At 69.8% G+C, this 12,112-nt stretch carries 13 protein-coding genes; 1 reads left to right on the forward strand and 12 read right to left on the reverse strand.

Annotation, left to right across the window (positions count from 1 at the left end):
- Positions 1-27: 27 nt before the first annotated feature.
- From ACIOMQ_RS05695 to ACIOMQ_RS05745, 11 genes are all read right to left on the reverse strand, one after another.
- Positions 28-537 (reverse strand): topology modulation protein, encoded by a 510-nt coding sequence (locus ACIOMQ_RS05695; RefSeq protein ID WP_402188013.1) that lies wholly within the window; start codon positions 535-537, stop codon positions 28-30.
- A gap of 96 nt (positions 538-633) precedes the next feature.
- On the reverse strand, positions 634-1,686 hold the full coding sequence (locus ACIOMQ_RS05700) for a hypothetical protein (RefSeq protein ID WP_402188015.1): 1,053 nt from the start codon (positions 1,684-1,686) through the stop codon (positions 634-636).
- Complete coding sequence (locus tag ACIOMQ_RS05705; protein WP_399043366.1) at positions 1,683-3,401, reverse strand: carbamoyltransferase; 1,719 nt, start codon at positions 3,399-3,401, stop codon at positions 1,683-1,685. The genes ACIOMQ_RS05700 and ACIOMQ_RS05705 overlap by 4 nt, the downstream gene beginning before the upstream one ends.
- An 8-nt stretch (positions 3,402-3,409) precedes the next feature.
- Positions 3,410-4,360, reverse strand: a complete 951-nt coding sequence (locus tag ACIOMQ_RS05710; protein ID WP_402188017.1) for a thymidylate synthase — start codon at positions 4,358-4,360, stop codon at positions 3,410-3,412.
- On the reverse strand, positions 4,357-6,210 hold the full coding sequence (locus tag ACIOMQ_RS05715) for a hypothetical protein (RefSeq protein ID WP_402188019.1): 1,854 nt from the start codon (positions 6,208-6,210) through the stop codon (positions 4,357-4,359). The genes ACIOMQ_RS05710 and ACIOMQ_RS05715 overlap by 4 nt, the downstream gene beginning before the upstream one ends.
- The gene (locus tag ACIOMQ_RS05720; RefSeq protein WP_402188021.1) at positions 6,207-6,929 is read right to left on the reverse strand and encodes an HAD family hydrolase; all 723 of its coding nucleotides are present in this window, start codon (positions 6,927-6,929) and stop codon (positions 6,207-6,209) included. The genes ACIOMQ_RS05715 and ACIOMQ_RS05720 overlap by 4 nt, the downstream gene beginning before the upstream one ends.
- Before the next feature lie 47 nt (positions 6,930-6,976).
- Positions 6,977-7,459, reverse strand: a complete 483-nt coding sequence (locus ACIOMQ_RS05725) for a DUF6082 family protein (RefSeq protein ID WP_399043370.1) — start codon at positions 7,457-7,459, stop codon at positions 6,977-6,979.
- A gap of 44 nt (positions 7,460-7,503) precedes the next feature.
- Positions 7,504-7,758 (reverse strand): hypothetical protein, encoded by a 255-nt coding sequence (locus tag ACIOMQ_RS05730; RefSeq protein ID WP_399043371.1) that lies wholly within the window; start codon positions 7,756-7,758, stop codon positions 7,504-7,506.
- A gap of 129 nt (positions 7,759-7,887) precedes the next feature.
- On the reverse strand, positions 7,888-8,514 hold the full coding sequence (locus ACIOMQ_RS05735; protein WP_402188024.1) for a hypothetical protein: 627 nt from the start codon (positions 8,512-8,514) through the stop codon (positions 7,888-7,890).
- 124 nt (positions 8,515-8,638) lie between these two features.
- Complete coding sequence (locus tag ACIOMQ_RS05740) at positions 8,639-8,872, reverse strand: hypothetical protein (protein ID WP_402188026.1); 234 nt, start codon at positions 8,870-8,872, stop codon at positions 8,639-8,641.
- Positions 8,873-8,875: 3 nt separating this feature from the next.
- Positions 8,876-9,421: an ATP-binding protein gene (locus tag ACIOMQ_RS05745; protein WP_401906771.1), complete on the reverse strand. Its 546-nt coding sequence runs from the start codon at positions 9,419-9,421 to the stop codon at positions 8,876-8,878.
- A gap of 321 nt (positions 9,422-9,742) precedes the next feature.
- Here ACIOMQ_RS05745 and ACIOMQ_RS05750 point away from each other — a divergent pair, with 321 nt between their 5' ends.
- On the forward strand, positions 9,743-10,552 hold the full coding sequence (locus ACIOMQ_RS05750) for an SDR family NAD(P)-dependent oxidoreductase (RefSeq protein WP_402188028.1): 810 nt from the start codon (positions 9,743-9,745) through the stop codon (positions 10,550-10,552).
- Positions 10,553-10,561: 9 nt separating this feature from the next.
- On the opposite strand, the gene ACIOMQ_RS05755 is transcribed toward ACIOMQ_RS05750, so the two are convergent.
- On the reverse strand, positions 10,562-11,947 hold the full coding sequence (locus ACIOMQ_RS05755) for a hypothetical protein (RefSeq protein ID WP_402188030.1): 1,386 nt from the start codon (positions 11,945-11,947) through the stop codon (positions 10,562-10,564).
- Positions 11,948-12,112: the final 165 nt, after the last annotated feature.

Genomic DNA, 12,112 nt, shown 5'->3' on the forward strand with positions numbered 1-12,112 from the left:
CGCCCCCTGTCCGGGAACGCGGGCCGTTCAGGACTGCTCGGCGGCCACCTTCTGCAGCCAGCGACGCGTCTGGTGCCGGTTGGCCAGCAGCACCACGTCGGCCTTCGTGCCGAACTCCTCGATCTTTGCCATCACGCGGGGCCGCATCTTGCGCCGGTACGTGGCGACGTACTTGATCACGCCCCAGTGGATGCGGTTGTGCACCCCATTGCCCTTGTGCCCGGCCCCGTGCCGGATCTGCCGGGCGAAGATCCCGTACAGCGCCGCCACGGTCGACACGTCCATCAGGACCACCGTGTCGCAGGCTTCGAGCCGCACCTGCAGCGTCGAGTTGTAGTTGCCGTCGATCACCCATCGCGGCTGCGAGACAAGCTCGCGCTGCAGCTCGGTGAACTTGTCCATGGGCAGCGCGTTCCACTCGTCGTCGTAGAACGCGGCGTCCAGGTGCGTGACCGGGGCGTCGAGGATCGTGCCCAGTTCGCGGGCCACGTGGGATTTGCCGCTGCCTCCGCAGCCGACGATGGCGACCTTCTTCATGGTGCTCCAGCGTAGAGAGGTTCGGGTGTCCGGCGGGGCCATCCTCCCGGACACGTGCGGATGATCCAGGCGCTATGGCCTGTCGAGTGGTCTGCATCAGGCCACTCCCTGCTCGGGCGCGGTGGCCCGGACGAGTCCGTGCAGGACGGATTCCAGGGTGTCGACCTGCTTGCTCAGGCCGAACAGGCGCAGGCGGTCCACGCACGCGGCGATCAGGTCGGCGTGCTGCTGGGTGCCGGCGATCTCGTGGAGGTAGGAGAGGCGTTCGATCACGTCGTTGCCGGAGCGCACGACCAGCTCCTTGGGGACGAACCGGTCAGCGAAGCGGATGTCCGCCGGGGCCAGCGGCAGGCATCCGGCGAGCACGGCCTCGAAGATGCGCTGGGTCATCTGCCCGACGGCGGCGTACCGCTCCGGCAGCATGAGCACCGTGGCCAGCGACCGGCCGTAGATGCCGGCGGCGGCCTCGAACGGGATCCGGCCCACGAAGCGGACGTGCGGCCAGCGGTCGGTCTTCGTCCACTTCCCGGCGACCAGGTGCTCGACGCGGGCGGCGGCCGGGGCGAAGAAGCGGTCGAAGGACTCGTCGCGGTCGTATTGGTTGCCCACGTAGCCGAGCGCCAGGTCCCGCCGTTGTGCCGCGAGGGCCACGGGGTCCGCTTGGGCGAGGAGGTCTTCGGCGACGGGGAAGAGCAGGGAGCGCGCGCCGTGGGTCGGGGCGAGGGCGGCCTCGCAGACGCGGGTGTGCGCCGTGCGGCGCCACACGCTCTCGGCCCGCAGGGTGCGGTCCTTGTCCCAGATCACGGTGGGCATCCGGTGCCGCACGGTGTAGTGGTTGATGAGCTGGGCCTGGCGGTGCAGGTCGCAGGTGTGCCCCTCGCTCCCGCACATGGTGGTGTTGCGGCCGGTGATCGCCCAGCGCCACTCCAGGAACAGGACGTCGATGCCCGGGAGGCCGTCGTCGAAGGTGTACTCGCTGCCGAGGTCCTCGCCAGCTTCGAGGCGGTCGCGGTCGGCCTGCAGGAAGACGATGTCGTGACCGCGGGCGAGGAGGGCGTCGATGAAGGGGCGGCGGTGGCTGCGGCCCCCGTCCGGGGTGTCGGTGACGCCGTTGCCGAGGAAGCCCCAGAAGCTGTATCCGATCTTCACTTGGTGATCCACCGCCCTTCGAGGAGCAGGGCGTCGAGCCCAGAGTTGGCCAGGCAGTCCAGGGCCATCTCCGGTGTCCCGCAGATCGGCTTGCCCTTGACGTTGAGGGAGGTGTTGATCAGCACGGGCACCCCGGTGCGGCGGCCGAAGGCGGTCAGGACCGCGTGCATGAACGGGTTCTGCGACCTGGTGACGGTCTGCAGGCGGGAGGTGCCGTTGGCGTGCACGATGGCGGGCACCTGCTCGCGCGTCTTGTCCGTCACGCCGGAGGCCATGGACATGTACGGGGCCTGCTGGCCGAGGGTGAAGAACTCGTCGGCTCGCTCGGCCAGGACCATGGGGGCGAAGGGCCGGAACGGTTCGCGGAACTTCACTGTGGCGTTGAGGCGCTCGACGACGCCGGGCTCCAGCGGGGAGGCGAGGATCGAGCGGTTGCCCAGGGCGCGCGGCCCGGCTTCGACGGCCCCCTGGAACAGGCCGACGATGGTGCCATGGGCGAGCTGGTCGGCGAGGAACTCCGCGGTTTCGATGCCGAGGGTCTTCTGGTGGAGGCCGGGCCAGGGGGCGAGGTCGAGGGGCTGGTCCTCGTAGGACGGGCCGAGGTAGCAGGTGCGGGCGATGCCGGCGAGCGGGCGCGGGCTGCGGCCGTCGACGTGCACGGCGAGGGCGGCGCCGATCGCGGTACCGGCGTCACCGGGCGCGGGCGGCACGAACACCTCGTCGTAGATGCCGGCCTCGATGATCTTCCCGATGCTCACGCAGTTCGTGGCGACACCTCCCCCCACGCACAGGCGCGGGGAGCCGGTGACCGCGTGGGCGCGACGGGCCAGGTGGACCATGACCTGTTCGGTCCGCTCCTGGAGGGCCGCCGCCAGGTCCTGGTGGACCTCGGCCGGGGGCTCGCTGGGGTGCCGCTCGGGGCAGGTCTCTGCGATGAAACGGCGGGACGTCCGGTCGTATCCCGAGGTGAGGGTGCGTGTAGGGAAGTAGGCGGGGTTGATATGGAAGCCGGTCGCGGTCGTGCGGACGGCCTGGGCGAACAGGTGGCGGAAGCGGGCGGGGTCGCCGAGGGCGGCCAGCGCCATCACGGTGCCTTCCTCGTCGCCCCGCCGCCAGCCCAGGTGCTCGGTGACGGCGCCGTACACGTAGCCGAGCGAGGCCGGGTCGTTGATCGCTTCCAGGGTCTGCGTGACCGGGCGGATCAAGGTGTGCCCGTGGGCGATGGTGGTGGTCTGCCGCTCGCCGAGGCTGTCGACGATGAGCACGGCGGCCTCGTTCCAGCCCGAGGCGGCGAAGGCGGTGAGCTGGTGGGCGCGGTGGTGCAGGACCGGTACGACACGGGCGGCGGGGAACTGCCGGCCGATCACGCGCAGGCGGAGCTGGGTACGCAGGGCGACCTTGGCGAACCCGTGCGCTCGGGCCAGGGCCCGGTCGCGGGTCGCTGGGGAGAGCGCCAGGCGCAGGGCGGCGGGCGATTCGGCGAGGTAGCGGGCGGGCTGGAAGTTGTAGGCGACGGCGTCCACGTCGGCGGCGGTGAGCTTGGCCTGGCCGAGCAGCCACTCGATGGCGCGGGCCGGGTAGAGCTTGGTGTGCTTCTCCTCGGAGAGGCGTTCCTCCTCGACGAAGCCGATCAGTTCGCCGTCCACCAGCAGGGCAGCCGACGAGTCGTGGGTGTACGAGCACAGGCCGAGGACGACCGAAGGGGTGCGCTTCACGGCGGCCGTCACCTCGCCCCGGCGGTCGCGGCGGGCTTGGCGGAGCGGCGCTCCAGCTCGCCGTACCAGGCGGTGAGGGCCTGGCCGAGGGGACCGTCGATACCGTCGGCCGCCCGCCACGCCTGCTGGCGCTGCCCGTCCTTCCACAGCCGGTAGCTGCGCAGCGTCTCGGCCATCGTGTCCCAGCCGGGGTGGCCGGTCACGTCGCGGGCCTCGACCTGGTCGAGCAGGCCGTCGAAGCCCTTCCACGGCGTCCGCAGGTCGGGCATGACCGGGCTCGCGGTGAGCGACGTCAGCTCCTCGGCCCGCTCGACGTGCTCCTCGTAGACGTGCAGCGAGCCGACGTGCAGGTGGAACTCGCCCAGCTCCGCGTCGAGCCATCCGGCGACCAGCTCGTGCAGCACGGTGTAGAAGAACACGTCGTACGGCATGCCGATCCACACGTCCTGGCCGCGCATCATGGTCGCCATGTGCAGGCGGCCGGCGCGCAGGTGGAAGCGGAAGCCGAGGGTGCAGGGCACGTCCTTGTGCCCGGCGGCGTCCTGGGCCGGGTCGTAGAGCTGGATCAGGGCTCGCCGGGAGTCGGGGTCCTCCTTGAGGATCTCCACGACGCGAGCGAGCTGGTCGACCTTGCCGCCCCAGTTCCGCATCCTGGGCCCGTACGCCCCGAGCAGGACGCCATCGTCGGCGTACTGCCGCAGCCGCGCGTTGTAGTCGAAGATCCACGGGTCATCGGAGCCGGAGAGGTGCCAGACGGTCTCGGCGACCGCGAAGGCCGGGTTCACGATCCGGGCCGGGGGCGCGTAGAGCAGGCGGGCGCGCGGCTGGGTGAGCAGCAGGTGGACGTCGCGGACTTCGCGGGTGGCCATGCCCCGGGGGCTGACCTTCTCGCCGGACTTGGCCAGCGTGATGGCGCCGGAGAACAGCTCGGCCATGCTGTCGGCGGTGAGGTGTGTCATCGGGCAGGAACTCCTTCGCCCTGCGGCGACGCACAGGCCGCGCTCGGGGCATCGTGGTGGACGGGGTCGGATGATCTGGCGCTGGTTTCGGCGCGCTGGGTGATGAGGCGAGCGACCTGGGCCGCGCTGTCGCCGCGCGACCGGCACACCGCGTCCAGGGCCGTTTTCGCGACGGGCGTGCCCGGTACACGCAGGGCGGAGAGTGCTTCGGCGACGTCACCGGCGTTGTGGCAGCGGGTCGCCAGGCCGTGTCCGGCCAGGCCCAGCGTGCGTTCGCCCGGCATGCCGATTTCGAGGACCGGGACGTCGAGCAGCGCGGCTTCGATCCCGCACGTCGAGTACGCGCTCGCCAGCACGTCGGCCCCGGCGAGACAGCCCCGGGCGCCGACCCGCGGGTCGGCCACGGCCACGAGCAGGCCGCCGTCGCGCTTCAGCAGCGCGGAGAAGGCATCGGCGCCCTGGGCCGGGTGCGGTGCGATGACGAGGCCCCATTCGCCGTCCGCCTCGCTCAGGCCGTCCAGGAGGAGGTCCGCCTGGGCCTTGAGGTGAGCGGGACTGAACGGCTGGCAGGCCCACACCGCGATCCGGGCCGGGGCTCGGCGGTCGCCCGGAGCGAGCACCTTCTCCAGGTACCGGCGCTGTGCGTTACGGCCGAGGCTGGCCAGCGCATCGAAGCGGGGCTGTCCCAGCACGTGCACTGCGGCGTCAGGGTGGCGCATCCACGCGCGGGCCAGGGGGACATCCCGTTCCCCCATGACGACGATGTCGCGGCTGTGTAGGGCCGGCCAGGCGACTGATTCCGCCGTCCACGCTCCGTGCTGGACGTGGACCGTGTTCGCGCCGTGCCGCTCGGCCGCGTGCGCGGCCAGTGCGCCCAGCGGGCTGGTGTCGTTGCTCAACAGGACGGTGTGCGGCCGGGTCGCGGCCAGGACGCCGTCGAGCCAGCTCTCGGCTCGCAGGATGGTCCGCCAGGAGGGCTGGGTGCACCCGCCGCTGGTTTCGAGGAGTACGGACAAGAGCATTACGAGCCGGGCGAGTTGGACGTCGTGGCCCTTGACCCGGACGATGTGGTTGTCGTCGCGCGGGGGCAGGCCCTCCGTGGTGCCGGAGAGGGTGAAGAGGTCGCTCGGCGCCGAGCGCAGGTCGATGCCCGTGCCCGTCGGCGCGGGGCACCGCTCCGCCGGGTCGGTGGCGAGGTCGAGCAGGAGGCTCGACCGTCCGTCGCGCTCCAGCTCGGTGAGCACCGGCATCAGGGTGTCGGCGTGGCGGGAGGTCCAGGACAGCGCCAGGACGTCTCGCTGCTTCAGGTCCGTGGGGAGCGGGCTCGGGTCCGTGTTCGCCGTGCTGGCACGAGTCCGGTTGCGTAACTGGGCGGAGCGGGTGGGATTGTGCGGAGCCGCTGCTCCGAGCAGGTAGGCGATGCCGGACCAGGTGACGGTGTACGCGAGGTACTCCCGCGAGCTGCTCGAACGCAGGCCGACGCGCCCCTCATACGGGGCGAGATCCAAAGGTGCCGGAGTCGACGCGAACGGCTCCCAGGCGTCCAGGGCCAGCAGCTTGCGCAGGGCCTCGGTCACGAAGCGCCGCACGGGAACGTGCTGGATGTGGAGCCAGCCAGCGCCGCCCGGTGTGGAGGCGAGAGAGGCGCCGTAGCGTTCCAAGGCGTCCATGACGTTCTCGACGAGGGCGCGCAGCTCCTGCTGGTCGACGGGGATGGCCTCCAGCTCCCCGGTCCGGATGTGGTCGGTCGTGACGTGGCCCAGGGCGCCGCTGCCGACGAGAGCCCACCGGGGCTGACCGGCGAAGTCGGACCGGACCAAGCTCAAGCCGCCGGTCGCGCGGGTGCTCACACCAGACTCCCCGCAACGAACGACTTGTCGGAGCGCAGGAGTTGCAGCAGTCCCTCGGGCGCGACGACGACCTCGGGTGCGGGAGAGGTGGGCTGCCCGTATCCCCACCCCGCATGGACGTAGGCGACACCCGCGCGGGCCGCCGCTTCCTGGTCGACCGCCATGTCCCCCACGTACACGGCTGCGGCAGGGTCGACTCCGAGGTCGACCAGGGCCAGGAGGAGCGGATCGGGGGCGGGCTTCGCCCGGCCCGCTCCAGCGGGGGTGCGGACGGTGGCGAAGGGGCAGCCGAGGCGCGTGAGGAGCGGCGCGGCGCGATCGACGTGCTTCGACGTCACGACGCCCAGACGCCAGTCGGCGGCCACGAAGGCGTGGAGCACTTCGACGATGCCGGTGAATTCGTGCGCGAGGTGTGCGGCGGCGACCGATTCCGTTTCGTACGTCCGGCGGACCGCGTCGATGTCGGCGATGCCAAGCCGCTGCATGATGTCGCTGAACTCACGTCCGAGGTGACGCTCGTAGTCGGTGAACGGAAGGGCTATGCCGTGGTCCTCCTGGACCTTCCGCCATGCCTTCTGCATCACCGGGCGGGTGTCGAGCAGGACGCCGTCGAGGTCGAGGAGAAGGGCACGCTGCGCACGGTCGGCGTGCCGACGCTCGCCGACTTTGCTTTCGGATGCGGCCGGAGCCGGTAGAGCTATCGGGGCGGGAACGGTCATGATCGTCCTCCTCATCAGGGGGGCTAGTGGCAGCGGAGCGGCGAGACTCAAAGGGCCGAGACCGGGTCGAGTTCGCACTCGGGGTACTGGCTGGGCCCGCCGGCCTCCTCGAACGCCGCATTGAGCAGCGCCACGTGCATGCGGTCGCGGCGGTTCCTGGACTGCAGGGCGCGTCCGTGGCGGGTCAGGGCCCACGCCTTGAGCGCCACGGGGTCGTTCATGAAGTTCTTGGCGTTCTCCCGCAGCACGGCCGACGTGTAGACCCCGAGGTTGAGTCCGGTGCGCCAGAACTCGAGCCACCACTGGCACATCAGCAGCGGACCGGACTCGTCCTCCTTGACGTGATCGGGGTGGTTCCGCACCCAGATCGGGTCCAAGTCCGGATGGGTCGTGGCGACTTCGAGCATGCGGCCGTGCGCCTTGTGCATCTCCAGCTCCAGGTGTTGCCGGTGCTGCAGGCGCCGCTGGGCGGTGTGCACCGCGGACGCGACGGCAACGGTGGCGGCCAGAGCGAGAACGGAACGGTTCATCTGCTACCTCACTTGCTCGCGGGTGGGAGTGTCCGTGACCGTCGTCATGCCGCGTCCTGCGGGTCGTCAGGCGAAACCGGAGGCGCCGGATTCCTGGCAGCGGGCAGGCGAGAGAGGCGGTGGAAGCGGGAGAGGTTGAAGCCGCTCCCCCGAACCTCGCCAGCGGGCACGGCGAAGAGATCGATGCCGGCCTCGCTGGGCAGTTCCGGACTGGCCTCCTGGATGGCGCCCAGGGCCTCACCCTGCTCGCGGTGCGGCAGGGGACGCGGTGCCCGGTCGATATGCCCCTCGAACGTCATGGTGTCCCCTGATCAGGTGGAGTGGTAGGCGATGGCGAACGCGGCAAACATGGCGAGGATCAGGAGGACCTGAGCGCTGATCTGTCTCCAGCCCCAGCCCTTCGCGTCCATCCAGCGCAGCGGACGCCTTCAAGTCGGTACGGCCCGTTCCTCGGGGATCACGAGGTGTACGAACGCCTCGTATCGCTCGCCCAGGTGCTTGATCACGGCGTGGTATTCGTCATCGTCAGAGCTGATGTTGTGCCGATCGAGGACGATCACACCGTTCGCGAATCCGCCCCGAATCAGTCGCTCGACTTCTCCCCAACCGGGTCGCTTCCAGGGAGGCAGGTAGACCCCACGGCTGGCGCGCGCGCCGGGGAAGTAGGGCGACGGGGCTGCGGGGACGGCCAAGTCGTGCAGCCTGGCTCCTATCGCGTAATCGTGCTGTTCGGCCTCGACCTGGAGGGTGTGCCAGTCCTCGTCGGGGCTGGCCCCCCTGCCCAGAACCAAGCTGTATGCCAGTACGCGAAGTTGGCGATCACCGGTTCGACGCGCGTGCCGCTCCTTCGCCTCCCGACGAAACTGCTGACGGAGCCGACAGAGCTGCCCACTGCGGGACGGGCGCACCAACGGAGCGCCGTGGTGCCACCTCCGGATTTCTGCGTTGTCGACGTCCATCCAGTGGCTGGACGCCGGCATCTCCAGCACCGCCTCGCGGTGAGCCGCGTATGCCAACGCGTCTGACACGGCGGGGATTTGGTCGTGCGGCGGCATGGGGGTGCCTCCATTTCTCGTGATCAGATCAGGTGCTCGGCGACTGCCGTCTCCAGTACCGCGGCGAACCGGAGAGGGCTCACCAGGAAGAGCTGTCAGCGATCTTTGGGGTCTTGGCGGACGACTACTCCTCGTCGCGCCGAGCGCTGGCCCCTCCGCTCAGCCGCTGGCCGTACCACTGGGGCTCATGAGGCGAGGCGGCTCGAATGGAACCGTCCGGGCGGTGGCGGGGCGTCGCGGCTATCTCCGCCTGCTCGTCGGCGCTCACCATGCGCACTCCGTCGAAGAGACGTTGTTCCCAGGAGGAGAGCTTCCTGCCGCGCTTGGGCGCCGGGCTGACTTCTTGTGTCTCGTCCACGGCTCAGATGCGCCCGACCCCTACGAGCACGCGGCCAATCAGGTTCGGATCGACTCGTGGCACCCTCTGCTTCCCGGGGCCGGCTATTGGAGGCCGGTCCGGAGAGCGCGCCGACCTCTCGTCTTCACCAACTCGGTCGGCGGGGTTGAGACCGATCTCGGCCCACACCACCTTGCCGGGCATACCGCGCGCCGGATAGTGACCCCAGCGCCTGCTCATCACTGCGACGATGAAGATGCCACGGCCCCCCGTCGCCTCCACGCCGACCTGTTTCAGCACCGGCGGCCTCGTGTCGCGATCCCACACCGATACCCTCACCGCGCCGCCGATGATCTCCAGCGTGAGTTCGAAGGTCTGCACCGTGTTCCGGACCGAGAACGGGGAGGTGTCCTCCTCGCCCTCCTTGGGGTGCCGGACGGCGTTTGTGGCCAGCTCCGACACCAGAAGCTGCACGGTCTCGACGATGCCGGCGTGCACGCCCCAGCGGGACAGAACATCTGCGGTGTGCAACCGCGCCAGGCCAACAGCGTTGGGGATATCGGCCAACATGAGGCTATTGCGCGAGTGTGGTGCCTGGGACACGGTGTGCCTCCCGAGTTGGGAGAGGAGCGCGGGGTGCGTTCGCTGGCTCTCGCTCGTTTCGTGATGGGGCCGCCGAACCCGGACTCGGCGTTTGAGTAGCGACAGACGGCATCCCGGGCTCGCGCCGTCTCCGGATCCGCGGGACCGATGCCGACTGATCGCCGACTGCACGGTTGTCCCCGGGCCGGGTACGTCCATAAGAGAACCGCTCCGGCGCCCCGGTAAGAAGGGTGCACGGAGGATGTCTCCGGCCACACGGGTCGGCACGGTTGGTGAAGGGTTGTACGGATGACGAGCACAGAACGTGACCAGGGGAAGCAAGCGGCGACGGGACGTTTCGAGGGCCGGCGGATTTTGGTGACGGGGGGTTCCAGGGGGCTGGGCGAGCACGTCGTGCGCCTGCTGTTGTCGGAAGGAGCACGAGTGGCGACGTGTGCGCGGAAGCCCGAGCCACTGGAGGCGCTTCGCAGTTCGCTCGATTCGCCCGACGCGCTGTTCGCACGGCCTCTGGACGTCGCTGCGCCGGAACTGCTGGAACGGTTTGTGGACGATGCAGCGTCAGCGCTGGGGGGCCTGGACGGTGTCGTCGCTTGCGCGGGTGGCGCGCGTGGTCGGGGTATCGCCGAGGCAACGCCTCAAGACTGGTCGGCAACGTGGGAGATGAACGTCGGCCATGTCGCACGGCTGGTCGCCACGGGTGCACCGCACCTGCGGACTGCTGGTGGCGGGCCGATCGTCGTGGTGGCCTCGGTCTCCGGTTGGAAGCCGGGCCCACAGGCTCAGTACGGCGCGGCGAAGGCGGCCCAGATCCACATGGTGTCGTCGTTGGCGAGGGAGCTGGCCACAGACGGCATCCGCGTGAACGCGGTCTCGCCCGGGTCGATGCTCATCCCAGGCAAGCGGTGGGATCGGATGCGCCAAGAGAACCCATCGGCCTTCGACCGCTTCCGCGCCGAGTTTCCCGGGGGCGACCTGGTGCGTCCGGAGGAGGTGGCGGACGTGATCGCGTTCCTGCTTTCGGACGAATCCCGGGCCGTGACAGGAGTCAATCTCCCTGTCGACAAGGGGCAGAACGCGCCGACACCGGAGGGGTACTGACTGAGCGGGTCAGGCCGCAGTGCCGAGTATGGGCCTAGCCCGGAGTTCGAATTCGCGCACGATCGGCTCGCCTCGGTGAGGGGCAAGTCGCGTGCGGAAGTCGCGCAGTGCCTGGACTGATCGCTCGCTGTGGACGCCGCTGAGTAGATCCAGGGCGTTGCTGGCGGTGCCGACTGCCTCGTCCAGCCTGTCCTGCTGGAGGAACGCCGTGGCGAGGACCGAGCGACTGATCGCCTGGCGGCGGCGCCGGTCGCTGTTTGCCTCCACCGACGCGCTCGCGAGGCGCTCGGCCTGAGCTGCCTCGCCGAGGTCACGGTGGACCAGGGCAGCCTCGGCTTCCAGATAGTGGTGGTCCAGAAAGCGGACCCACGGCGATTCCTCGGCCGGCCCCCGGCTGGTGTCCAGTCCTCTGCCAGCCGCGTGAAGGGAAGCCGTGGCCTGTCGGGTGTCGCCGAGAGCGGCGTAACCGCGGGCGGCCATGGCGTGCAGCCGCATGAGACCCAACGGGCTGCCCGACGACTTGGCGGTCGCGATGCCCGCTCGGGCGAGCGAGACCCCTTCAGCGGGGTTGCCGAGGCTGGTGGCGAGGTGGGACATGCCCGCCAGGATCTGTCCGCCGAGCACCCGGTCGCCGCCTTCGGCGCACAGCCTGAGTGCCTGGATCATGTAACGCTCGGCGAGTCCGTAGTCGGCGGTGTCGTACGAGCACCAGCCAGCGGTCGCCGCCATCTTCGCGGCCGACGTGTATAGGAGTCGGCGCTGGTGGCTGGGCATGTTGCGCTGTTGCAGCATGGGTGCGAGCTGGGTGCTCAGGTAGTGCACGATGCTCGCTCGGACTCCACCGCCACCAAAGCGGTTGTCCATCTCATCGAACATTTCGATCATCGACTGGACCTGCTCGACGGGGCCTCCGTCAGCGACAGCGGCAAGGCGTGGAGCCTGATCGTCCTCAAGGAGCCAGAGCAGCCACTGCCGCTGGGGGTCCATGAGGGCCGACGCGACGAACGGCACGGCCCCGAGCAGGCTGCGCCGCGAGATATCGGTGGAGCCGAGCTCCGCGAGCGTGTGCAGTGTTTCACCCACGTCTTCACGGTACGTCAAGGCCCGTGCAACAACGGGCCGCTGGCTCTGCTCCGGGAACCCAAGGTCGACAGGCGCGATGGGACGTTTTAAGAATTCGGCCAGGGCAGCGGCGATGAATTCCGGGGCGCGATCACGAGGCGTCATGCCTTGCAGCCACCGGGTCACGGACGCCTTGTCGTAACGGGTGACCACGCCCTGCAGCGCGGCCAGGTCGTTGACCTTGCGGGCAAGGGCGCCATGCGAACGACCGGACTCCGAGAGCACAGCCGCGAGCGCGGAGTTGGTCCCGCCGGTCCCCCTTGCACTTCCCATGCGTAGATGATGCCTTGTCGATCACGCTCTGTCCCAGCCTTTCGACACAGGGGCATGAAAGAACAACCTCCGTACAACCGAACAACCCCGCTACCCCCTCCTCGGAATCGGTGGCAACACTGAGACTGGGAGGGCTGCGGGCCGACCGTCCCTCCCAGCGAGGAC

This window comes from Streptomyces sp. NPDC087845 (genome assembly GCF_044742755.1).
GTDB lineage: Bacteria > Actinomycetota > Actinomycetes > Streptomycetales > Streptomycetaceae > Streptomyces.